This window comes from Parabacteroides caecihominis, assembly GCF_023656785.1.
Classification (GTDB): domain Bacteria; phylum Bacteroidota; class Bacteroidia; order Bacteroidales; family Tannerellaceae; genus Parabacteroides; species Parabacteroides segnis.
Genome location: NZ_JAMOKS010000021.1, coordinates 87,825 through 111,237, shown reverse-complemented (window position 1 = coordinate 111,237; position 23,413 = coordinate 87,825). Strand labels below are relative to the sequence as shown.

Below are 23,413 nucleotides of genomic sequence, written 5' to 3'. Positions count from 1 at the left end.
GTGTATAACATAAAATTTGAAGTGCTTCATGAAAACGTCTTACTCCCACTTACCGGAATATGCAAAGAACGATTTGAAACAGATCGTCAACTTAGTACTGGAAAAAGTACCTCATTGCGAAATGATTATCCTATACGGGAGTTATGCCAGGGGTACATTTGTGGAATATGATGAACGGGATGAATTCGGTATCCTTACTTCATTTATGAGTGACTACGATCTGTTGGTAGTTACCAGCAATGAAGATGTACGAGAGGTGGGACATATACTGGATACTGTGGACGACAAATATTACAAACGTCCTGACAACCAAGTCCCTATTCAATTTATCAACGATGATATAGAGAAGCTGAACTCAGACCTGTCGGAAGGAAGATATTTCTATACAAGCATCCAAAAACAAGGAATTATGCTATACGATAGTGGAAATTACAAACTGGAACAACCCCGAAAACTAAACTTTGAGGAGATTAGACAGCAGGCACAAGAATATTTTAACGAAAGTTTCAATAGTGCGAATGAGTTCTTCGAAAACGCAAAATTCAACTACTCAAAGGAGTGGTATAAAAAAGCATCTTTCATGCTGCACCAAGCCTGTGAGAATTACTTCTATGCGTTACGCTTAGTTCACACCCTGAAAAATAGCAAACAACACAATTTATCTAAATTATTGGGCTCTACTCACAAATATTCACCGGAACTGCAAAAGACCTTTCCTCGAAACACAAAAGAAGAAAAGCGGTTATTTGAACTACTCCGGCTTGCCTACGTAGAAGCTAGATATAATTCTAAATTTGTTGTGACTAAAGAAGATATAGATGCTTTGTTTCCCAAAGTAGAGAGGCTACGCGACATAACCAAACAAATCTGCCAGTCTCAAATCGAAGCGTATCGGCAGATGAACAGTTAGTATTTTGTTTTTGGCGTCCTCATAAATATTAATGAGGCCCTCGTGAACAGAAAACTACCGAATAAGTCCTATCTTTGCTACCAGAAACAAATTGAAAATAAAAGAATGCTTAACGGAGAGAAGCTGAAAGGGCATATACTCATTCTGATAACAAATATATTGTTTGCTATCAATATGCCCATATCCAAATATCTGTTACCTTCCCATGTGCAACCCGAGGCACTTACCATCATGCGGATGGGGTCTGCCTGCCTGTTGTTTTGGTTAACTTCGTTATTTATCAAACGGGAAAAGGTGACGATAAAAGACCTGGGACTGCTTTTTATCTGCGCCATGTGCGGGGTAGGCATCAATCAGGGACTATTTATTGTAGGGCTAAACCGGACCTCGCCGGTGGATGCTTCCATCATCGCAACAGGCGTCCCTATCTTCGTCATGCTACTGGCAGCCGTTATCCTGAAAGAGCCGATCACCAAGATGAAAGCCTTCGGCGTATTGATGGGATGCACCGGAGGGATTTCTTTGATCCTGGCATCCACCCATGCTACGGGGCAAGCCAGTAGTCTGGAAGGTAATCTGATGATCATCGTCAGTGCTTTCGTATATTCCATCTACCTCGTTTTATCCAAGCCATTGAGTTTACGTTATTCAGCGGTAACGATGATGAAATGGATGTTTCTTTTTTCCACGTTGGTATTATTGCCTTTTACCTACCGACATGTCCTTGACACACCCGCTTTCCAGCGGGAGACACTCAATATGCAAGAGCTTGGAGCCATCAGTTTCGTACTGATCGGTGCGACATTCATTCCTTATTTATTAATACCTATGTCGCTGAAACGCATCCGCCCGACAACGGTGAGCATGTATAATTATATACAACCGATTATCGCTTCACTGATTGCGGTCATGATAGGGCAAGACACATTCTCTTTACAAAAAGTATTATCGGCAGCCCTTGTTTTTGCCGGTGTTTATCTGGTTACACAAAGTAAAAGCCGGGCAGATTTGGAAAAGGAAAGCCGTTGAAAAAGCTATTGTACAAACTTGTTAATCACCTTTATAGCCAGAACCTTTATATATTTTATTTGTTTTAAGCAGAAAAATATACGTCACAACTATGGATAGTGTAAGTACCTCTAACAAAACACCCAACAAAAGTATGATATGGCTTATTGCCATATTGGTTATCGCCGTCATTATTGCCTTTCTATGGTGGTGGAACTATCGCAAATATATTTCGACCGATGACGCCAACCTCGACAGTTACCGGGTAAGCGTCGCATCACAGGTCATGGGACCGATGGTCAGGCAATATGCCTGGGAAGGCGATACGGTCAAAGCCGGCATGCTCCTTGCCGAACTTGACAGCAGCAGTATCGTTGCAGAGTTACAGGAAACCATTGCCCGCCGTGAACAGACGATAGCCAACCTGAAACTGGAAAAAGAGAATCTCAACACAGCCATCAAGAACCTCCAACTGGCAGAAATCGCTTACCATCAGGCAGAAGTGAACTACCAACGCGACAAAAAACTATACAGCACCAGTGCCGTTTCGCAGGAAACATTCCAGAATGCGGAAGACTCCTGGAAAAGTACAGGCATAAAAGTAGAAGTAGCCAAAGATCAGATCAAGGTCTCACGGGCACAGATCGCATCCGGTGAAGCGGCAATCACCTCAGCAGATGCAGCGATAGAATCCACCCGTGTTTCATTGGGATATTATCGCATCACAGCTCCGGTCGACGGCGTGATTGCCAAACGGTGGTCGCTTCCGGGTGACATGGTTCAACCCGGGCAGACACTCTTTACAATCAATGAAGGAAAAGACCTTTGGGTAGCCGTTTATCTGGAAGAAACCAAGTTCCGGACGCTCCGCCACGGACAGAAAGCCGATTTCACGCTGGACGCCTACCCCGGACTCACCTTTTCCGGAAAGATATTCTATATAGGTACAAACACAGCCTCGGAGTTTTCATTGATCCCTCCTAATAATGCTTCCGGCAATTATACCAAAGTTGCCCAGCGCATCCCGATAAAAGTCTCCGTCGACCAGGTAAAAAAAGGAAAAGAAAATACCCGGATGCCGAAACTGGTATCAGGCATGTCTGCAACCGTTAAAATTATCAAGGAGCAATAATGGGTAAGAACGGAAATACAAATGATAATGCCTACAAATGGCTGGTGTTGGGCAACATCATGATCGGGACATTTATGGCCGTGCTCGACTCCACCGTCGTGAACACCGGACTTCCGGCCATTATGGGGACGCTCGGTGCCAGTATCAACACTGCCGAATGGGTTCTAACAGGATATATGCTGGCTATTGCGAGCATCCTTCCCGCAGCCGCCTGGCTGTCCGACCGATTCGGATACAAACGGATTTATTTCCTTTCTTTATTGGTATTTACTTTCGGTTCGTTCATGTGCGGAAACTCCACCTCGATCGAAGAACTTATTTTCTGGCGTGTAATCGAAGGCCTTGGATGCGGAGCAATCATGCCTGTCGGAATGGCGATTGTCAGCAATGTTTTTTCTCCGGAGCAGCGGGGAACGGCACTCGGTTTCTGGGCCATCGCTTCGGCAGCATCCGTCTCGTTCGGTCCTTCCATCGGCGGTTATCTGGTCGACAATCTGAACTGGAACTATATATTTTATGTAAATGTACCGGTCGGGGCTATCGCTCTCTTTGTAACAGCCATCCTGCAAAAAGAATATAAGGCGGAGACAGTACAGCCTTTCGATATTCCGGGATTCATCACTTCCGGCATCTTCCTGCCTCTGTTCATGTACGGGTTGTCGGAAGTCAATTCATCTACCAACACACAAGGCTGGAACAGTCCTGTCGTATTAGGCTCGATGTGGATTTCCGCACTTATGTTCATACTCTTTATTTATATCGAACTGACGGTGAAGCATCCGTTAATCAACCTGCGTATATTCAAAGACCGCAATTTCACCCTGGCAAACGTTATGATGTTCATCTTCGGGGTCGGCATGTTCGGAAGCACTTTCCTTATCCCCCTTTATTTGCAGAACAATCTGGGATATTCAGCCCTCCAGGCCGGCATGTTCTTTATTCCTGTAGGAATCATCCAGGGATTCTGCTCCCCCACCGCCGGGGCACTTGGGCAAAAGATAAATCCTAAAATACTGATTGCAAGCGGACTGATCCTGATGGCACTCAGTTTCTATCTCAACATCTTCCTCTCCTTCCTGACCGAAAAATGGTATATCATGATGAGCCTCTATCTTCGCGGCATCGGCATGGGAATACTTTTCACCCCATTATTAACTTTATCATTAGCCCGTATCAGTGTCGTACAGATGGCACAAGCATCGAGTATCACCAATATCGTCCGCCAGATGGGTGGCAGTTTCGGTGTCGCCATCTTCAGCCATATGCTTACCCAACGCACCAGCTACCACACCCAACGCTACAGCGAAGCATTAAATTATACCGGTGAAGTCTACCAACAAACCATCGACCACTTGAGCTCCTTCGCTCAACAGACCGCCGGGGCAACCGGTCATATGGCAAAATCGCTGGCCGAACAGTTAATCATCAAACGGCTCGAACTGGAAGCGTACATAGGCGGCATCAACGATGATTTCTACATCGCGTTCATAGTTACCTTACTTTGCATCCTTCCAGTGTTCTGGCTTCGCAGGATTAGAAAAACCAAATGACTTATCTTGCTTTTATCCAAACTAAATCATATCTTTGTTTCCATAAAAGCAAATAGATTATCCAAATGGAAACAACTCAGGAAATCCTCAATAAACTACGCGAATACAAAGTCGCCTTCGCTGAGAAATACGGGATCGAACGTCTCGGCCTGTTTGGTAGTTGTGCCCGTGGAGAACAAGACGAGCGAAGTGACATTGATGTCATTATTAAAATGAGACAGCCAAGTTACTTCACTCGTTTCAATATCAGGGAAGAACTTGAAAATCTTTTCCGCCGCAAAGTCGATTTAATAACCTTACACGAAAATCAGTTCCCTGCTTTTCGCAAAAACGTAGAACAAGATGCGATCTATGTCTGAAATGAGCATATTGCAACGCTTGGAATTTCTTACAGAAAAGGCCCGGCAAGCTGTTGACCGTACAAGTCACATTACAAGCTATCATGAATTTTTAAGTTCACCAGAAGGTTTGGACATTTTTGATGCAACAGTATTACGAATTCAAGTTACAGGAGAAATGCTCAAACAAATAGAAGATCTTACTCAAGGTCAACTTCTTACTCCCCATTATCCACAGATACCATGGAGAGCCGTTTTTGGATTACGAAATGTCATTTCACATGAATATGCAATGGTTGATCCGGAAGAATTCTTCAGAATATTAAAGACTGACCTCCCTAAACTATTATCAGTCCTTCATGATATAATCGCTGATTTTCGTGCTGGTCGTTATGACCAACAATTTATACGATAAATCAATATTCCATATATTTTAGTAATCTTAATAGCTCCTTTCCCTATCAACTTTCCACTATTTTATCACTTTCTACTGAAAAAATGCTTGCATTTGAAAAATAATGTGTAATATTGCCCCTGCAATAAGATATGAAAACTAGAAAAGTAAAAGAATGATTGCAGGTATAGCATATTATACATGGGCATTGATGACCCCTTGGGGGGTTAGAATTTACAAATAAACAAGAGCAGCGGCCACGTCCTGCATTGTTGCAATCATTTGTATTGCATCCTTTATGCCGGTTCTTTCCGGTTCTTTTTATCAATTAATTTAGTTACAAATATATTGTCAGTTGTCAACCGTCAGCTGTCAATTAAAATAATACATACCGATGAAAGTATTGAAATTCGGCGGAACATCCGTAGGTTCCGTGAATAGTATTTTGAGTGTTAAGAAGATAGTAGAGGCTATTGAAGAGCCTGTAATCGTTGTCGTATCTGCATTGGGCGGCATCACGGATAAGTTGCTGGCAACTTCATCCATGGCTGCCAAAGGGGATGTCGGATACGAAAGGGAGTTCTCCGAAATCATAACACGTCACCTGGATGTGATTCAGGGTGTTATCCCCGACAAGATGCAGCGCATCGAAGTGCAGAAAAAGGTCATGAGCCTGCTGGACGAACTGGGTAATATCTTCAAAGGTGTGTACCTTATCAACGACCTGTCTGCCAAGACTTCCGACACAATCGTCAGTTACGGCGAACGCATTTCTTCACTCATCGTGTCGAATGTCATCGAAGATGCCAAGCTGTTCGATTCCCGTAAGTTTATCAAAACACTCAAGCAGTTCAACAAACATATCGTTGATTTCGAACAGACAAACCAACTCATCAAAGAGACTTTCAACCCGCTACCTAAAGTATCGCTGGTTCCCGGCTTTATCTCTTCCAGTACGGAAAATGGAGAAGTAACGAATCTGGGACGTGGCGGTTCCGACTATACAGCCTCTATCCTGGCTACTGCGCTAGATGCCAACGTGCTGGAAATATGGACGGACGTAGACGGTTTCATGACTGCCGACCCGCGTGTCATCAGTTCAGCCTATGTAATCGACCGGCTGACGTTTACCGAAGCGATGGAGTTGTGTAACTTCGGAGCCAAGGTCATCTATCCGCCGACAATTTATCCGGTATATCATAAGAATATTCCTATCCGTATCCTGAACACATTCAATCCGGAAGCGCCGGGAACTTATATCTCCAAGGAAAAGGTAAAAGAAGAAGGAAAAGCCATCATCAAAGGTATTTCCTCTATCAACGACACCTGCCTGATTACCGTTCAGGGACTGGGCATGGTTGGTGTGATCGGTGTAAACTACCGTATCTTTAAGACATTGGCAAAAAGCGGTATCAGCGTATTTATGGTATCACAGGCCAGTTCCGAAAACAATACGACTTTCGCTGTCCGCAACGCTGACGCCGACCTGGCTGTGCAGGTGCTGGATGAAGAGTTCGCATTGGAACGCGCCCAGGGTGATATGAACGATACGGTTGCCGAAAAAGACCTGGCAACAGTCGCCATCGTCGGTGAAAATATGAAACGTACGCCGGGTATTGCCGGCAGGTTGTTCGGTACGCTGGGCAGTGCCGGTATCAGTGTGATTGCCTGTGCACAAGGTGCTTCCGAAACAAACATATCATTTGTTATCAAGCTCAAATATCTGCGCAAGGCTCTGAACTCTATCCATGATTCATTTTTTCTGTCACAATATAAGGTGTTGAACCTGTTCATTGCAGGTGTCGGAACGGTAGGCGGTAACTTACTGGAACAAATTCGCATCCAGCAACCTAAACTGATGGAACAAAACGGCCTGAAACTAAATGTTGTCGGTATCGCCAACAGCAAACGTGCTCTTTTCCTGCGTGAAGGACTAAACCTGGAAAACTGTATCGACGAACTGAAAAAGAACGGCGAAGAGAGTTCTCCCGAACATCTGAAAGAAGAAATTCTGAAAATGAATATCTTCAACTCCGTATTTGTGGACTGTACGGCAACCCCGGCTGTCTCCGACCTGTATGAAACGCTGCTCAACAACAACGTTTCAGTGGTAGCCGCCAATAAAGTAGCCGCCTCATCCTCTTACAGCAATTATATCAAACTAAAAGAAACGGCCCGCCACCGTGGCGTCAAGTTCCTGTTCGAAACGAACGTTGGAGCCGGACTGCCTATCATCAATACGATGAACGACCTGAGAAACAGTGGCGACCATATCCTGAAACTGGAAGCTGTTCTTTCCGGTACATTAAATTATATATTCAATACGCTCAGTGCCGATATACCTTTCAGCAAGGCAATCCTGATGGCAAAAGAGGAAGGTTACTCGGAACCCGACCCCCGCATCGACCTGAGTGGAAAAGACGTATTGCGTAAACTCGTCATCCTGGCGCGTGAAGCAGGTTACAAGGTAGAGCAGGAAGATGTAAAACGCAACCTGTTCGTGCCGGATAAATATTTCGAAGGTTCGCTCGACGATTTCTGGTGCAAGGTGAAAGAACTGGATGCCGAATTCGAAAACAAACGCCAGCAACTGGAAGCCGAAGGCAAACGTTTCCGCTTCGTTGCCAAAATGGATAAAGGTGTTTGCGAAATCGGCCTGCAAACAGTCGACAGCCACCACCCGTTCTACGAACTGGAAGGCAGCAACAACATCATCATGATTTCCACCGAAAGATACCACGAGTATCCCATGATAATAAAAGGCTACGGAGCCGGAGCCGATGTAACGGCCGCAGGCGTATTCGCCGATATAATCTCTATAGCCAATATTCGGTAAGAAAAGGAATGAATTAAGTTAATACGAAATGAAAAGTATAATAATCCTGGGCGACGGCATGGCCGATGAACCCATTGAGGCACTTGGAGGTAAGACTCCCATGCAATATGCAGATACCCCTTATATGGATAAGCTGGCTGCATTGGGTGTTACCGGACAAATGAAAACTGTTGCCGACGGGTTCCATCCGGGCAGCGAAGTTGCCAACATGGCCGTATTAGGATACGACCTGCCGAAAGTTTACGAAGGACGTGGCGTACTGGAAGCTGCAAGCATCGGTGTCACCCTCCAACCGGGTGAAATGGCGATGCGCTGCAACCTCATTTGTGTCGAAGGAGATATCCTGAAAAACCATTCGGCCGGCCATATCTCTACCGAAGAGGCCGACGAGTTAATACAATTCCTCAACGAGAAATTAGGCTCCGACAAAGTAAAATTCTACACCGGCGTCTCCTACCGTCACCTTTTGGTTATCAAAGGAGGCGATAAACGGCTGGATTGCACGCCACCTCACGACGTCCCCCTCCACCCCTTCCGCCCGCTGATGGTCAAACCGGAAGTGCCGGAAGCACAAGAGACTGCCGACCTGTTGAACGACCTGATTCTGAAATCCCAGGAAATATTGAAAGACCATCCCGTCAACCGCAAACGTATGGCAGCCGGAAAAGACCCGGCAAACAGTATCTGGCCCTGGTCGCCCGGTTATCGTCCTGCCATGCAGACCATGCAGGAGATGTACGGTTTCAATAAAGGTACCGTTATTTCGGCCGTCGACCTGATTCGCGGCATCGGCGTTTATGCCGGTCTAGAAGTAATCAGCGTGGAAGGCGCCACCGGGTTATATGATACCAACTACGAAGGCAAAGCGCATGCCGCCCTCGAAGCACTGAAAACAAATGATTTCGTCTACCTCCACGTCGAAGCCAGCGATGAGGCCGGGCACGAAGGAGACGTAGACCTCAAAATAAAAACAATCGAATACCTGGATAAACGGGCCATCCGCATTATCTATGAAGAGTTGCAGACATGGGACGAACCGGTTGCCATTGCCGTACTTCCCGACCACCCGACTCCCTGTTCGATTCGTACACACACCAATACCCCCGTCCCCTTTCTGATCTACAAACCCGGACAGGAGCCGGATGCAGTGACCTGCTTCGACGAATTCAGTGTCCTGAACGGTAAATATGGAGTATTGGAAAAAGATGAATTTATAAAAGAATTATTATGAAATATTACAGCACAAACAAGCAAGCTCCCCTCGCCACCCTGGAAGAAGCCGTAGTAAAAGGCCTTGCCGGTGACAAGGGATTGTATATGCCCGAACGTATCGTCCGTCTGGATGAGGGCACAATCAACAATATGAAAAATCAGTCTTTCCACGAAATAGCCTGTACGGTTGCACAGGCTTTCTTCGGTGAAGACATTGAAACGGAAACGTTGAATGAAATCGTAAAAGATACTTTATCGTTCGATACCCCTGTGGTAAACGTCTCTGAAAATATTTACAGCCTTGAGCTTTTCCACGGTCCGACACTGGCCTTTAAGGATGTCGGCGGACGCTTTATGGCTCGCCTGCTGGGATATTTCATCCAAAAAGAAGGACTGAAACAGGTTAACGTATTGGTTGCCACTTCGGGAGATACGGGAAGTGCCGTTGCCAACGGTTTTCTAGGTGTACCGGGTATCCACGTGTATGTCCTTTATCCCAAAGGAAAAGTCAGTCCCATCCAAGAATGCCAGTTCACAACACTGGGGCAGAATATCACCGCCCTTGAGATAGACGGGACTTTCGACGATTGCCAGGCTCTGGTAAAATCAGCCTTCATGGATGACGAACTGAACCGCCACATGAAACTGACATCAGCCAACTCCATCAACGTGGCCCGCTTCCTCCCGCAATCATTCTATTATTTCAATGCCTACGCACAGCTGGATAAGCTCGGCAAAGCCGATAACCTGGTCATCTCCGTCCCCAGCGGGAACTTCGGAAATATCACCGCGGGTCTTTTTGCCAAGTGGATGGGACTGCCCGTTAAACGCTTCATCGCTGCCAACAACCGCAACGACGTTTTCCTTGAATATCTAAGAACAGGCATTTACAGCCCGCGTCCTTCCGTAGCCACGATAGCTAATGCGATGGATGTCGGCGACCCGAGCAACTTTGCCCGCATCATGGATTTATTCGATATCTACGGCGACAAACACCATGAAATATGCCAGCACATCACCGGCTACCGTTTTACCGACGAAGAAATCGAATACACCATCAGATATGTATATGAAAACGACGGCTATCTACTTGACCCGCACGGTGCCTGCGGCTATCAGGCTTTGATACAATATGCACTCGAATCTGACGAAACCGGCCTCTTCCTTGAAACCGCCCACCCAGCGAAGTTCAAAGGAACAGTAGACCGTATCCTCAATGCAGACATTGAAATTCCGGCCAAGTTGCAAGCCTTTATGAAAGGGACGAAACAAAGTGTCGAACTCTGCAAAGATTTCGATGCTTTCAAATCTTATTTAATGGAACAATAACCCACTTCTTGAAGTCCCAGCGGAAGCTCTTTGAAGCTTCGACGGACGTTTCTTGATGTCTCAACAGAAACTTCTTGATGTTTCGACGGACACTTCCTGAAGTCTCGGAGAAAACCTCTTGAAGTCACGACGGCGACTTCTTCATCTCACGAAGCTGAGTTCTTCATCTCGCGGCAGCGACTTCTTCATCTCACAAAGCCGAGTTCTTGAGCTCAGCTTTGTGAGTTTATTTTCTCATCTAAAAAAGTCTTCAGAATAAGCGCATGATTATGGTCCGGACTCTTAGAAGCATAGAGTAACGTGATGACCGGATATTGTCCAATCTTCTCCACAAATGCCATTGCTGCCTCCGAACCGTTCAGTTCCTTTCGATACAATGCAGCAAACTCATTCCATCTTTCATCGGGTGCCTGATGAAACCATCCGCGTAACTCTGGAGAAGGAGTTATATCTTTTTCCCACAAATCGAAATGTACAGCTTCCTTTTTCATTCCTCTGGGCCATAAGCGATCTACAAATATCCTGTAGCCATCCGTTGGTTCCGGATCTTCATATATCCGTTTCAATTTTATCTGTGTCATAATTTTCTATCTATATTCCTTATATAAACAACATTTATGACCACATTGTTACCATAAATCTTCTCCACATTTTTTCTTATATTCCTGTAAACTTTCCTGTTGTTCATGGTGTTTATTCAGTACGAAACATAAAAAACAAAATTATGAGTACAACAGTAAAATCAGAACAAAAAGAAAAAGCGGCCCATACTTCAAACAAAGAGATCGCAGCATTTATCGGAGAACTTTTCTCATTCAACAGCAGTCTCAAACTTTTTCACTGGAGCGTAACCGGAACCGGCAGTTATGCCAAACATATGGCACTCGATGAAGCCATCGCCTCCTTGCTGGACGTGATCGACAGAATCACCGAAACAACATACGCCATGGTAGGTGACCTTCAAATTTCTATCCCGGAAACAAAAACTCCGAAAGACATCGTTAAGCATGCATCAGATTTCTACAACTACGTAGAAAAACACAGAGACCTGTTCCCTGAAGCATTCTCACAATCCATTATCGACGACTATCAGGAAGCAATCCAGCAATTGCTTTACAGATTAGTCAGATTGCAATAGCATTACCTGGTGATCTGCCAGTTATTTTTTAGGGTTTATATATTTACACGGAGGAGTTGTTTTCAAAGACAACTCCTTTTATATTTTTTTACCCCGGAGTATCTTTAGTTTCATAAACAAAACTATCTTTGTCCAATGGGACAGACAGGAACAAAGAAACTCGAAACAGATATACAGACCCGTAATGACTTATGTGTTACGCAAAATCCCTACGGAGAATTTGATCTGACCGGTATTTATACCGAGACTCAGTCTAAAGGCGGCCGTAACGTACTCCAAAACTGGGTTACCCATCCCGTTAACAATATCCAAACACTCCATTACCGCATCGAATCCATTCGCGCCGGTGGAATACCCAGCTTCGAAATAGACGGGAACACCCTGGACTTCATCGAATATTACCTGAATTATAATGAACCGTCCCCCACAACCGTATTAGGCGTCCTCTCCTACTACCAATGGTTAAAAAACAAATTGCAGAAAAATCCGTGGAACTATATTAAAAGCCGTGGATGCCTATATTTATGCGAATTGATCCGGGAATTACGCCAGATCTCATCTCCCATAGAAGAGTCCGCACAACCGGACATTATCAAGCAAACGCTCCGGATGATACGCTCCTATGTGGACAGCAATGTTTTCGCTTCAATCCCGAACAGGGAAACCAGATTAACTTGTTACGAAATCGACCAGTTCGACTACATTTTCCGCAATAGGGGAAAAATCGCTGTACGGGGGATACTTGATATTGTATACGAATTGGACGCCTTTCGTTCCGCGCATCAAATAGCTAAAGAGAAAGGATTTTGTTACCCAGAATTACATTCCGGCGACACAGAGTTGGTCATACACAACTTTTTCCATCCGGCTTTGCCGCAAGCCGTACGTAATGACTGGCATTTGGAGGAAAAACATATCAATATTTTCACAGGTTCCAATATGGCTGGCAAATCGACAACTCTGAAAGCGTTATCGTCGGTTATTTGGTTGGCTCACGCCGGATTACCGGTACCGGCAACTTATATGCGTTGCCCGGTATACAAGGGCATTTTTACTTCCATCAATTTACCGGATTCTTTAAAAAGAGGAGAAAGCCATTTCTATGCGGAAGTATTACGTATCAAAAGCATACTGGAAAAAGTAAAGGAAGGAGATGCTTATTTCATCGTGTTCGACGAACTCTTCCGGGGAACAAATGCCCGCGATGCCTATGAGGCTTCGGTCATCGTTCTCAATCTGCTGAAAAAATATCCGCAAAGCAAATTCCTTCTTTCCACCCATATCATAGAACTTGCGGAAGCCTTTTATACAGAAAAAACATGTCAGTTCAACTACATGGAATCTGAAATAAAAGACGACCGCTTCATTTGTAGCTATCGGTTGAAAGAAGGAATTTCCGAATCGCGCATCGGCAGCTGGTTAGTCAGAAAAGAGCTAAACACCAACATATCGACTGTCTGAAAAGACTGCGGGATACCCTAATATCATCCCCTATCCTTTGACTAATCCTGCAATTAATTTATGTACGGGCTCTTCATCTACTTTTATATTTTCTATTTGTTTGATTAATAATTGAGATGCCAGCCGTCCCATATCTGCTATTGGCTGATGAATATATGGAATAAAAAACGGCATAAAGTCAAATGCATCGCTTTTATCAAAACAAACAACAGAGACATCTTCTCCTATTCGGAAATTTAAATGTAGCATTTGTTTGATTCCTGTCATAGCGATCGTATTCGTTGCGAAAAGAATACCGTCCATATCTTTTCTCTTCTGCGATAACCAGGTTATAGCTCCCATTATATCTTCATTCATAAATTTATAACGTACCTTTTTTACCAATCCTTCATCATATAAACCGGCTTCCTTCAAAGCATTTGCATATCCTCTCTCACGCTCAAACATATGAGGCTGCCTGTTATCGTAAATGAGCAGTGCTATCTTTTTACAATGGATATCTATCAGATAACGAGTCGCTTCATAGGCTGCCTGATAATTGTCTATCAATACACTGTCTACCTGTAACGACGGATAATAACGGTCTATCAGAACTAAAGGTACATGATGATTTACCAATTGTACAATGCTGCTCTCCCCAAACTCTGTCGGAACAATAATAAACCCATCGACCTGACGACTTTTGAGCAGACTAATCATCCTATCCATCTGCACATCGCTTTCATCCGTATTCATTATTATAACAGCATACCCGGCTTTTTCCATTTCATCCTGGATATAGAATGCCAATGTACCGAAAAAAGGGTTGGATATATCAGCGACCAATAGGCCTATTGTCTGCGAACGACCACTCTGTAAACTCATTGCTAACCGATTCGGTTGATAATTCATTTCATGGGCCACATTTTTTATCTTTTCAGACATTTCTTTACTGACCCGACCATTTTTATTTTTCCCAGTCAAGACAAGAGATACAGTAGCTGTAGAAACTCCAACAACCTGAGCGATATCTTTTATAGATACTTTCTTCATATTTTCCATCATAAATTCTATGCAAAGTAACAAAAAATAACTCTATTTATTGCGTTGCTTTCCAGCGAATAGGGATAATAAAAACCCCACAAAAAATATCAGAATTGTTCCAAAAACAATAGTCAGGTAATTATGGAACAGAATATTATTACCAAAACTCATCCAAGCTATCAGGATAACTCCGCAAACCACCCCTATCATAGCATGAATGTTTCTTACCCGTTTTACCATATATCCCAAAAGGAAGAGTCCCAGCATTCCCCCACTAAATATGGCCGCTAAACTCCACCAAGCCTCCAGGGCGCTTTGAACGGACATCATAGCCAAGCCCAAACCAATACCCAATACCCCCAGAATAAATGAAGTTGTATAAAGAACATACATATTTTGTTTGTCTGTCATCTTCCTCTTATGCTGAAAAAAGTCTGTCAGGATAATCGTGGCAGAACTGTTTATACTTGTAGAAACGGTACTCATCCCAGCTGCACAAATCGCTGCAATCAAAAGGCCTGTGACACCTGAAGGAAGACCATGAACAATAAAAAAGGGAAAAACAGCATCATTAGGGATATTCTCAGGAAGTAAATCCGGAGAAGCGGTATAATAGGCAAACAAAGCCGTTCCGATAAAGAAGAAAAACATACTGACCGGCACGTAAAGCAATCCACCGAATAAAGCGGCGGAACGGGCACCTTTATCATCCTTTGCCGTCTTATAGCGTTGTACGTAATTCTGATCGATGCCATAATTCTGAAGATTAATAAAAAGTCCGTATATCAATGTCACCCAGAAAGTTGCAGTATTAAGTTCCGGACCAAAACTTCCTAACGAAAATTTATTGTTCTCCATCGCTATCGAGAATAACTGTGAGGGACCTTCCGGCATGGAAAATAATAAAACTAAGACACATGCCACTGCACCGGCTATCAAGACAATACCCTGAATGGCATCTGTCCAAATAACAGCTGTTATTCCCCCCAACATAGAATAGATAACCACACAAAGTCCGGAGATCATAATGATGACAGGAACACTCCAACCCAACATCGTATGCAATGGTAAAGCCATTAAATACAATACAGAACCTATTCGGGCGACCTGTGTTAAAAGATAACAGCAGGAAGCATAAATTCTTGCCCAATACCCGAATCGTTCCTCTAAATAACTATAAGCGGAAATACTACTGATATTTCTATAAAAAGGGACAAAATATTTTGCCGCAATCCAAGAAGCAAGAGGTATGGACAAACTAAAAACAAACGGATTCCAATTCCCCATATAGGCATTTCCCGGTAAAGCTAAAAAACTTATACTACTGACATAAGTGGCAAATATCGACATACCGACAACCCAAGCCGGTAGTCTTCCTCCGGCCGAAGTGTATTCGCTGGAGTTTTTATTTTTGAAAAAAAACGAACATCCGAATAACAATGTTCCAGCCATAAAAACAAAGAAAACGATAAAATCAAGTATAGATAGTTCCATAACATTCATTCTTTAATGTTTATATCTGGTTTATTTACGACTTTGAAACCACACTTTCATTTCATTTGCGCCACGATTCCCCCAGGAATAGTAAGGAATAAACTTAAAATCATCCTGATATATAGTCATAATTTTCCCTAATTCACTTCTTTCATATTGACTGGTAAATGCTGAAGACAAAGAAATACTCTTCCCTTCCAATTTACCATTGTCCACTTCCTCGGCACAATAGACAATCGGTCCGCGTTCTATCGCAATCTTACCTATATTATCAATAATATGCTGATTTGAACAAACATAACGGACCGGCATAGGCATATTGATGGTTACCTTATCTCCTACTTTCCAATCTCTTTCTATAACTACATACCCCTTTTCTTTTCTTATATTTGAAACCGGTTCGCCATTCACCAGAAAATCAATATGGCCATCCACTGATTTGCCATAGGTATAAAGATCACTTTCCGGAAGAGGGTTGTCAGTAATCCAGGAAGGAATGCGAATAAATAGTTTAAATGACGTCTTTTGTTCCGGGTCTATACTTAGTGTGACTTTACCTTCCCATGGATAATTTCCTTCCATGCTGATTTTTACCTGATTATCCCTTATCGGTAACACTGCTGATCCTGCGATAAAAAGATTTATGTAAGCTGATTGATCATGGACTGCATAAATCATCTCCGGGATCTGTGGTATAAAACGAGATATATTAGTCGGACAACAAGATGTTTCAAACCAAGGCTGACGTTTATTCGCACCTTTGTTATAAAGATATTCTCCATCCGACTCTAAAGGATTTACATAATTATATTCACACCCATTCTGGGCCCATCCGGCTAAAAAAGCATTATACAAAATACGTTCGCAAATGTCTATATATTTAGCTTCTCCCGAAATACGGAACATTTTATAATTCCATAAAATATCAGCAATAGAAGAACATGTTTCATTATATGCTTCTACATTCGGTAACTCATATTTCTCACCAAATGCTTCCCCCTTATGACGAGAGCCGATACCTCCGGTCAAATACATTTTATATTTAGTGATATTATTCCAAAGCTTCTCCAGCGTTTTAAAATAAGTAGAATCACCTGTATAAGTTCCCATATCAGCCATTGAAGCGTACAGATAAAGAGCACGGACACCATGACCATAGGCTTCATCAAACTGTTTTACAGGTTTATAGTCCTGAAAAAAATAAGGATTTCGACCTTCATCATATCCTAAATAGAGTTCATGCAGCTGGGCTTCTCCTCTCAAATCCAACAATTTTCCAGCCAACTGCAAATAATCGGCATTATGGGTTACTTTCCATAGTTTTATTAACCCAGTCTCTACTTCCGGATGACCATCGACCCAATAATTCAACGAGTCTCCTTTCAAAAAAGTCCGTACCAATAAATCCGCATTTTTAGTTGCTATGTTTAACAAGTTCGTTTGGTGTGTAGCCTGATAATGAGCAACAGCACTTTCATACAGATGACCGAAATTATACAATTCATGACTCCATATCAAATAAGAAAAACGAGGAGAACGAATATTCCAAGGTAAATTCTTTTCTTTATTGATACGCATTACCGACACTAGGTATCCGTCATCCTCTTGTGCTTTGTCCAGTAAGGTTATTACTGAATCCATATACAAGCGGAGATGTTCGTCTTTATTTATAGCATATTGAAAAGAAGCAGCCTCCAGTGCTTTGAACAGATCTGAATCATCCCAAGAGGCCCCTCCAACAAACCGTCCTTGTTTGAGGCCGGCTGCAACAGCAAAGTTCTGAATACGCCCGTAATCTTCACATTTCTTCAAAACATCAGGAACTGTTACAGTAGAATTCAAATCCAACCTTTTTTTCCAGAAAGAGTCTGTGACAGTTACCTTTTCAAAAGGAACACCATTATAAGTGTATCCTGTCATTTCTTGTTGCATGCAGGATATTAATGTACAAAAAACAAGCGATATTAAATAATTCTTCATTGATATTATATTTAAGAATAACATATATGGTTTACTCTAGCCTCTAAACTCTCCATCCAGAAAAGCCCCCAGTTCTACATATCTATTATAAAGAGATTTATATATTAAATGCCTTTCCGGATTCGGGACAATTTCAACCTCAAAACCTTTACCCATTGCAGCTTGGGCATCTTCTATTTTAGAATAAACCCCAGACACGACAGAAGCAAACATTGCAGCTCCCAATGCACAAGTCTGTTCGGAACGCGCAATCTGTATCGGCATATTTAATACATCAGACAAAATCTGCATGACGAATGATGACTTTTTAGAGATTCCGCCTATGGCAATAATCCTGTCTATGGCAATACCTTGCTTTAGAAAACAGTCCACTATGGATTTAGAACCAAAGGCAGTAGCTTCCACAAGAGAACGAAAAAGCATTGGAGCTGAAGTCCCGAGCGTAAGACCGGAAATAAGTCCTTTAACCTGTTGATTAGCAAAAGGGGTTCGCCGTCCATTCATCCAATCGACGGAAACAGGATTACTCTCGCTTAAAGGTACTTTTTCTGCCTCTTGGGTTAGACAGCCTAAAATATGTTCTTCCATTTTTTGCACGATTTCATCCTTATTATTTTCATTCAAAAATGAAGACAACATATTTACGGACGGCCACAACATCAAATGCTTAAACCAAGCATAAATATCACCAAAAGCTGATTGACCGGCTTCCAGGCCAATCATACCCGGGATAACCGACCCATCTACCTGACCACAAATACCAGCAATATGTCGATCCTCGATTTCTTTATATGGAGAGACCATAATATCACATGTAGACGTCCCCATAACCCTAACAAAAGTTCTGGCAGTAATTTGAGCTCCGACAGCTCCGACATGGCAATCTATTGCGCCCACTCCAACAGCTGTCCATGTCCCCAATCCTAATCTTTCCGCCCACTCCGGCGTAAGATTTCCTGCACAAATATCACTCGTAAATGTTTTCTGATAAAGATGCCCGTCAAATAGAGTCAACAACGGATCGAGAGTCTTAAGAAACCGGGCAGAAGGTAATCCTCCCCATTTATTACTCCATAAAGCCTTATGTCCTGCAGCACAACGACTCCTATACATTTTCTCCGGAGATGTGTTTCCTGTTAATAAAGCAGGGATCCAATCGCAATGCTCAGTCCAACTATATGCTTTTTCAGAAAGAGAAGAATCTCTTCTCAACACATGCAAGACTTTCGCCCAAACCCATTCCGAAGAATAAGAACCTCCACTATCCATTGTATAATCAATAGACCATTCTTTGGCCAGCCTATTAATTTCTATAGCTTCTTGTGTTGCAGTATGATCTTTCCACAAAATAAACATAGCATCAGGATTATCCGAATATTCCGGCAATAAAGATAAAGGCGTTCCTTTTTCATCAATCAAAACCGGAGTCGAACCGGTAGTATCAACAGAAATTCCAATAATATCAGTAACCGGAACCGATGGACATGCCGCCAATGTTTTCCTCACAGCCTGTTCCATACTCTCTATATAATCCAAAGGATGTTGCCGATATTGATTCATAACCGGATCAGAATATAATCCCCGTATCCAGCGAGGATAGTATTCAATAACAGATGCCAGTTCTTCTCCTGTACCGGTATTTACCAGTAAGGTCCGACACGAATCCGTTCCAAAATCTATCCCTATTACATATTTATTCATCATATAAATATCATTAAACAGTTTACAATATTGTCATTTTTCAGGAAGCCATACTTTCATCTGATTAGCTCCCCGGTTCCCCCAAGAATAATAGGGTATGAATTTCAGATTATCATAATATACCGTCGTAACTCCATTCAGAAAATCCGGATCATATTGTAGTCCGACTTTAGCGGAATTACTTACTTTCACATTATCCAGAACTCCATTATCTTTCTCTTCAATACAATATACGACAGGCCCACGTTCCAACGCTATTTTACCGTTGTTCCCTACTACCATTGTTTTTGTTTTAACGCAACGAACAGGCATTGGCATTTCAATGGTAACCCGATCTCCTTTCTTCCATTCACGCTGAATAATAGCATACCCCTTCTCTATTCTAATATCATTCAAAACACGGTCGTTTACTTTTATTGAAACAGGCTTATTGGCAGGAACGATATACTGATATAAGTCACTTTCAGGCAATGGGGTATGGCCTGTCCAGGAAGGAACACGAATATGAAGTTTCCAAATACTTTCCTTGGCTGGTTCCAAATCGAGAGTAACTTTACCATCCCAGGGATAATTTCCGTTCATCCTTATATCCACTGTATTATCGCCTAACGACAAGGTAGTTTCAGCAGCAATAAAAAGATTTACATAAACATCCTCACCATGCGTTGCATAAATCATTTTGGATATTTGTGGAACAAAACGAGATATATTAGTTGGACAACAAGAAGTTTCAAACCAAGCTTGACGTTTATTCGCTCCTTTATTATATATGTATTTCCCATCCGATTCCAAAGGATTCACATAGTTATATTCACATCCGTTCAACGCCCAACCGGCCAAAAAAGCATTGTATAAAATACGTTCACAAACATCTATATATTTGCCTTCGCCAGACCATTTAAACATTCTGTAATTCCATAGTATATTGGCGATAGAAGAGCATGTCTCATTATATGCTTCCATATTGGGTAATTCATATTTATCACCGAAAGCTTCTCCTTTATGACGCGAACCGATCCCCCCTGTTATATACATTTTATATTTCGTCATGTTATTCCATAACTTATTCAATGTCGAAAAATAAGTAGTATCATTTATAAAAGCTCCCATATCAGCCATAGATGAATAAAGATAAAGAGCCCTGACTCCATGCCCCAAAGCCTCATCAAATTCTTTTACAGGTTTATAGTCCTGAAAGAAATAGGGATTACGCCCTTCATCATATCCCAGATAAAGTTCATGAAGATTGTCATCTCCCCGTAAATCCAACAATTTCTTCATTAATAAAAGATAATCGGATTTACCTGTGATTTTCCACAATTTAAACAAACCGATTTCAACCTCCGGACATCCGTCAACATAATTATTTAAAGAGTCTCCCCGTAAAAAAGTATGGACCAGCAAATCCGCATTTTTAGTTGCTATATCAAGTAGATTTGTTTGTCTTGTAGCCTGATAATGAGCTACGGCTGCTTCATACAAATGTCCGAAATTATAGAGTTCATGGCTCCATATTAAATATGAAAAACGAGGAGAACGAATGTTCCAGGGTAAATTTTTCTCTCGATTAATCCGCATCGCAGTGACCAGATACCCATCTTCTTCCTGGGCTTTTTGCAAAAGAGAAATAACAGAGTCCATATAAAACCGCAAATGTTCCTCCTTATGTAAGGCATATTGATAAGAGGCAGCCTCCAAAGCTTTGAATAAATCAGAGTCATCCCAAGATGCACCTCCAATAAATTTACCGGGTTGTACACCTCCGGCTACCGCAAAATTCTGTATACGTCCATATTCTTCACACTTTTTTAAGACATCCGGAACTGTTATTTTCGAATTAATATCCAATCGTTTTTTCCAGAATGTATCTGTTAGCGTTACTTTTCCAAAGTCCATATCATCATATCGGTATCCTGTATTTTCCAGTAACCATTGTAAATTAAACCTATAATGATTCCGGCTACTTACCAAATGAATCGTATGATCCGGTGTTTGTGTAGCTGCTAAATAACCGCGTGGTTCGGCATGACACTGGTCCATAATAAAAAAACCGGTCCAAGCTCCCCCGTCCATAAAACGTTTTTTTCCATCGGTCAATAGTCTTTTTACAGGCCAGGTTTTACCTTCATCAAAAGAAAGAGCCGCATACATTCCATAACCAGTATATTCATTTCCTTTATGATCCGTAAAAGTCATGCCTTTCAAATCATTTTTCAAACGGTACGGATGATTTGTAAATGAAACCAGCAGTATAGGACCTTCAATAAGCCTTGTCAAAACAAGACGCTGTCCACCATCAATCGGAGGGAACTCTGATGCGGTATATGTCCATGTTTTTCCCCCGTCCTTCGACAGACTCATTGGCATGCGTTCTATCCCCTCTTTATTTATAATGTTATTTCCCCGACCAAATGCCATAAAATCGCCATTGGATAATTGAACAACTCCCGCATGAATTCCAGCGATGGAACCACCTGTTCCTTCTTCAACAAAATCATTAGGAATATCTTTCCCCGGATCTTGCCAACTTTTACCATTATCTTTGCTAATATGTAAAGCAGTACCACCGTCTCCACCAGATGTAGCATCTGCGGCCTGTACTAACCATCCCTCTTTGGTTCTGAACATTCCTGCGATTACCTGATGACGAGAAGTATGTTCCGGTGTTATAATGCGGGGAATGCTCCACGTCAAGCCATTATCCGTACTGGTACGCATTATCATAATAAGACTTTTCCATGTTCCTGCCGCTTCTACTCCGTTTATATGGATAAGCGTGCCGTTTCCATCATTAAAGAGGGAAGAACCCGTCATATTTCGATCGGGTACTTTAAAAAATTCACAAGGACTATCCCATTCTGTAGTACCAGCCCGTAGCCGGCTACTTAAGATAGTCATTTCTCTCCCAGCCTCATCATTCGTTGAAAACCAGATAGCAAGTAAATCTCCATTATCACACCAAGTAATAGCCGGACAATGGTTATGATTATAAAAAGGGACGTCGGAAGGACACACAGGATATTTCACAAAAGCAACAGGCTCTTCAAAAAATGCCTCATTACAAGGTTCCTTCCAATTATATTTTTGTTGAGAAATATTTTTCACACAAATATCGTTAATAGCGGGCAAAGGTTCTGTTGCAGGCATTTCTGCCAGTACAACACGAAAACCGGTCAACCAATGTTTATCTTCCGGTATCATAGCCATACGATTTGTTGAACGTAAAAAAGAGACTGGTGTACTGTGGCTTCCGCCTCTTGTAACTCTATACAAGCCATCCGACGGACCAACCGGATCTATTTGCAGCTCCGCATCATAAGGTCCATACCAATCATTGCACCATTCTTCTACATTTCCATGCATATCATATAAACCAAACGGATTTGCCGGCGTTGTTTTCACTTTAAGGTTAATAGTTGTATCCACTCCCCATACATTAAATTGCTTCTTCTGATAAATAGCCGGAAGTCCGTCATCCATCGAATAAGGCAAGTAAGTTCCTGCCTTACAAGCATATTCCCACTCCGCTTCCGTTGGTAATCTGTAACTCTTACCTTCTTTTGCCGATAACCACTCACAAAAAGCTTTAGCTTCTTTGTAATTTACAAAAATAACAGCTTCATCATCTTCTTTAGATAATCCGTATTTTCCACGTAGTAATTTATGTTGAGGATCAAACTGTTCATATTGGACATTGGTTACTTCAGTTGCCCCCATCAAAAATGTTTTAGAGATTGTAACAGGATGAACAGGCGCTTCATCCCGGTTCTCCCCCAATCCATGATCTCCCATATAAAAAGTTCCGCTTGGAATTTTTACAAATTCCATACCAATACTATTTTTCTGTTGTGCATACGATAGTAGACTCACAAACGATAAAGCCAAATAAAACAAAGGAGATTTCATA

The 23,413-nt window shown here is 42.3% G+C and carries 17 protein-coding genes and 2 pseudogenes; 11 read left to right on the top strand and 8 right to left on the bottom strand.

Annotated features, from left to right (window positions below):
* The first annotated feature begins 28 nt into the window (after positions 1-28).
* The 9 genes from NBH14_RS17950 (at position 29) to thrC (ending at position 10,709) form a co-directional block, all read left to right on the top strand.
* Positions 29-910, top strand: a complete 882-nt coding sequence (locus tag NBH14_RS17950; protein ID WP_186960556.1) for a HEPN domain-containing protein — start codon at positions 29-31, stop codon at positions 908-910.
* Positions 911-1,015: 105 nt separating this feature from the next.
* Positions 1,016-1,939 (top strand): DMT family transporter, encoded by a 924-nt coding sequence (locus tag NBH14_RS17945; RefSeq protein WP_186960622.1) that lies wholly within the window; start codon positions 1,016-1,018, stop codon positions 1,937-1,939.
* Between the two features lie 133 nt (positions 1,940-2,072).
* Positions 2,073-3,050, top strand: a complete 978-nt coding sequence (locus NBH14_RS17940; RefSeq protein WP_250817693.1) for an HlyD family secretion protein — start codon at positions 2,073-2,075, stop codon at positions 3,048-3,050.
* The gene (locus NBH14_RS17935) at positions 3,050-4,600 is read left to right on the top strand and encodes a DHA2 family efflux MFS transporter permease subunit (RefSeq protein ID WP_186960558.1); all 1,551 of its coding nucleotides are present in this window, start codon (positions 3,050-3,052) and stop codon (positions 4,598-4,600) included. Before NBH14_RS17940 ends, NBH14_RS17935 begins: the two co-directional genes overlap by 1 nt.
* Before the next feature lie 65 nt (positions 4,601-4,665).
* Complete coding sequence (locus NBH14_RS17930; RefSeq protein WP_186960559.1) at positions 4,666-4,959, top strand: nucleotidyltransferase family protein; 294 nt, start codon at positions 4,666-4,668, stop codon at positions 4,957-4,959.
* The gene (locus NBH14_RS17925; RefSeq protein WP_250817692.1) at positions 4,952-5,353 is read left to right on the top strand and encodes a HepT-like ribonuclease domain-containing protein; all 402 of its coding nucleotides are present in this window, start codon (positions 4,952-4,954) and stop codon (positions 5,351-5,353) included. The genes NBH14_RS17930 and NBH14_RS17925 overlap by 8 nt, the downstream gene beginning before the upstream one ends.
* Before the next feature lie 373 nt (positions 5,354-5,726).
* On the top strand, positions 5,727-8,168 hold the full coding sequence (gene thrA, locus NBH14_RS17920; protein ID WP_128135622.1) for a bifunctional aspartate kinase/homoserine dehydrogenase I: 2,442 nt from the start codon (positions 5,727-5,729) through the stop codon (positions 8,166-8,168).
* 28 nt (positions 8,169-8,196) lie between these two features.
* Positions 8,197-9,399, top strand: coding sequence for a cofactor-independent phosphoglycerate mutase (locus NBH14_RS17915; protein ID WP_186960562.1), 1,203 nt, complete (start codon positions 8,197-8,199; stop codon positions 9,397-9,399).
* Positions 9,396-10,709, top strand: coding sequence for a threonine synthase (thrC, locus tag NBH14_RS17910; protein ID WP_186960563.1), 1,314 nt, complete (start codon positions 9,396-9,398; stop codon positions 10,707-10,709). Before NBH14_RS17915 ends, thrC begins: the two co-directional genes overlap by 4 nt.
* A 212-nt stretch (positions 10,710-10,921) precedes the next feature.
* On the opposite strand, the gene NBH14_RS17905 is transcribed toward thrC, so the two are convergent.
* Entirely contained in the window at positions 10,922-11,290 is a 369-nt protein-coding gene (locus tag NBH14_RS17905) for a DUF488 domain-containing protein (protein ID WP_186960564.1), read from the bottom strand.
* Positions 11,291-11,433: 143 nt separating this feature from the next.
* Between NBH14_RS17905 and NBH14_RS17900 the strand changes: the two genes are divergently transcribed.
* Both NBH14_RS17900 and NBH14_RS17895 read left to right on the top strand, forming a co-directional pair.
* Positions 11,434-11,847, top strand: coding sequence for a DUF5856 family protein (locus tag NBH14_RS17900; RefSeq protein WP_186960565.1), 414 nt, complete (start codon positions 11,434-11,436; stop codon positions 11,845-11,847).
* A 135-nt stretch (positions 11,848-11,982) separates the two neighbouring features.
* The gene (locus NBH14_RS17895; RefSeq protein ID WP_186960566.1) at positions 11,983-13,308 is read left to right on the top strand and encodes a MutS-related protein; all 1,326 of its coding nucleotides are present in this window, start codon (positions 11,983-11,985) and stop codon (positions 13,306-13,308) included.
* 30 nt (positions 13,309-13,338) lie between these two features.
* Here the strand turns inward: NBH14_RS17895 and NBH14_RS17890 are convergent, their stop codons facing one another.
* The 7 genes and pseudogenes from NBH14_RS17890 to NBH14_RS17865 form a co-directional block, all read right to left on the bottom strand.
* Entirely contained in the window at positions 13,339-14,340 is a 1,002-nt protein-coding gene (locus NBH14_RS17890) for a LacI family DNA-binding transcriptional regulator (protein ID WP_186960567.1), read from the bottom strand.
* A gap of 42 nt (positions 14,341-14,382) precedes the next feature.
* Positions 14,383-15,825 (bottom strand): sodium:solute symporter family protein, encoded by a 1,443-nt coding sequence (locus NBH14_RS17885; protein ID WP_186960568.1) that lies wholly within the window; start codon positions 15,823-15,825, stop codon positions 14,383-14,385.
* A gap of 30 nt (positions 15,826-15,855) precedes the next feature.
* Positions 15,856-17,805 (bottom strand): glycoside hydrolase family 127 protein, encoded by a 1,950-nt coding sequence (locus NBH14_RS17880; RefSeq protein ID WP_250817691.1) that lies wholly within the window; start codon positions 17,803-17,805, stop codon positions 15,856-15,858.
* Between the two features lie 36 nt (positions 17,806-17,841).
* A complete protein-coding gene (locus NBH14_RS17875) occupies positions 17,842-19,509 on the bottom strand; it encodes a ribulokinase (protein ID WP_186960570.1) in 1,668 nt (555 codons plus the stop codon).
* A 30-nt stretch (positions 19,510-19,539) separates the two neighbouring features.
* Positions 19,540-19,818, bottom strand: a complete 279-nt coding sequence (locus NBH14_RS28840; protein WP_350464048.1) for a hypothetical protein — start codon at positions 19,816-19,818, stop codon at positions 19,540-19,542.
* A gap of 9 nt (positions 19,819-19,827) precedes the next feature.
* Positions 19,828-21,378, bottom strand: a pseudogene (locus NBH14_RS17870) (glycoside hydrolase family 127 protein); the annotation flags it as partial.
* Between the two features lie 45 nt (positions 21,379-21,423).
* Positions 21,424-23,412: pseudogene (locus tag NBH14_RS17865) on the bottom strand (SUMF1/EgtB/PvdO family nonheme iron enzyme); the annotation flags it as partial.
* Between the last annotated feature and the right edge of the window lies 1 nt (position 23,413).

Excerpts from the sequence above, each read along its gene's own strand:
- NBH14_RS17950 (WP_186960556.1), top strand. The coding sequence starts at position 29 with ATGAAAACGTCTTACTCCCACTTACCGGAATATGCAAAGAACGATTTG.
- NBH14_RS17945 (WP_186960622.1), top strand. The coding sequence starts at position 1,016 with ATGCTTAACGGAGAGAAGCTGAAAGGGCATATACTCATTCTGATAACA.
- NBH14_RS17940 (WP_250817693.1), top strand. The coding sequence starts at position 2,073 with ATGATATGGCTTATTGCCATATTGGTTATCGCCGTCATTATTGCCTTT.
- NBH14_RS17935 (WP_186960558.1), top strand. The coding sequence starts at position 3,050 with ATGGGTAAGAACGGAAATACAAATGATAATGCCTACAAATGGCTGGTG.
- NBH14_RS17930 (WP_186960559.1), top strand. The coding sequence starts at position 4,666 with ATGGAAACAACTCAGGAAATCCTCAATAAACTACGCGAATACAAAGTC.
- NBH14_RS17925 (WP_250817692.1), top strand. The coding sequence starts at position 4,952 with ATGTCTGAAATGAGCATATTGCAACGCTTGGAATTTCTTACAGAAAAG.
- thrA (WP_128135622.1), top strand. The coding sequence starts at position 5,727 with ATGAAAGTATTGAAATTCGGCGGAACATCCGTAGGTTCCGTGAATAGT.
- NBH14_RS17915 (WP_186960562.1), top strand. The coding sequence starts at position 8,197 with ATGAAAAGTATAATAATCCTGGGCGACGGCATGGCCGATGAACCCATT.
- thrC (WP_186960563.1), top strand. The coding sequence starts at position 9,396 with ATGAAATATTACAGCACAAACAAGCAAGCTCCCCTCGCCACCCTGGAA.
- NBH14_RS17905 (WP_186960564.1), bottom strand. The coding sequence starts at position 11,290 with ATGACACAGATAAAATTGAAACGGATATATGAAGATCCGGAACCAACG.
- NBH14_RS17900 (WP_186960565.1), top strand. The coding sequence starts at position 11,434 with ATGAGTACAACAGTAAAATCAGAACAAAAAGAAAAAGCGGCCCATACT.
- NBH14_RS17895 (WP_186960566.1), top strand. The coding sequence starts at position 11,983 with ATGGGACAGACAGGAACAAAGAAACTCGAAACAGATATACAGACCCGT.
- NBH14_RS17890 (WP_186960567.1), bottom strand. The coding sequence starts at position 14,340 with ATGAAGAAAGTATCTATAAAAGATATCGCTCAGGTTGTTGGAGTTTCT.
- NBH14_RS17885 (WP_186960568.1), bottom strand. The coding sequence starts at position 15,825 with ATGGAACTATCTATACTTGATTTTATCGTTTTCTTTGTTTTTATGGCT.
- NBH14_RS17880 (WP_250817691.1), bottom strand. The coding sequence starts at position 17,805 with ATGAAGAATTATTTAATATCGCTTGTTTTTTGTACATTAATATCCTGC.
- NBH14_RS17875 (WP_186960570.1), bottom strand. The coding sequence starts at position 19,509 with ATGATGAATAAATATGTAATAGGGATAGATTTTGGAACGGATTCGTGT.
- NBH14_RS28840 (WP_350464048.1), bottom strand. The coding sequence starts at position 19,818 with ATGCCTGTTCGTTGCGTTAAAACAAAAACAATGGTAGTAGGGAACAAC.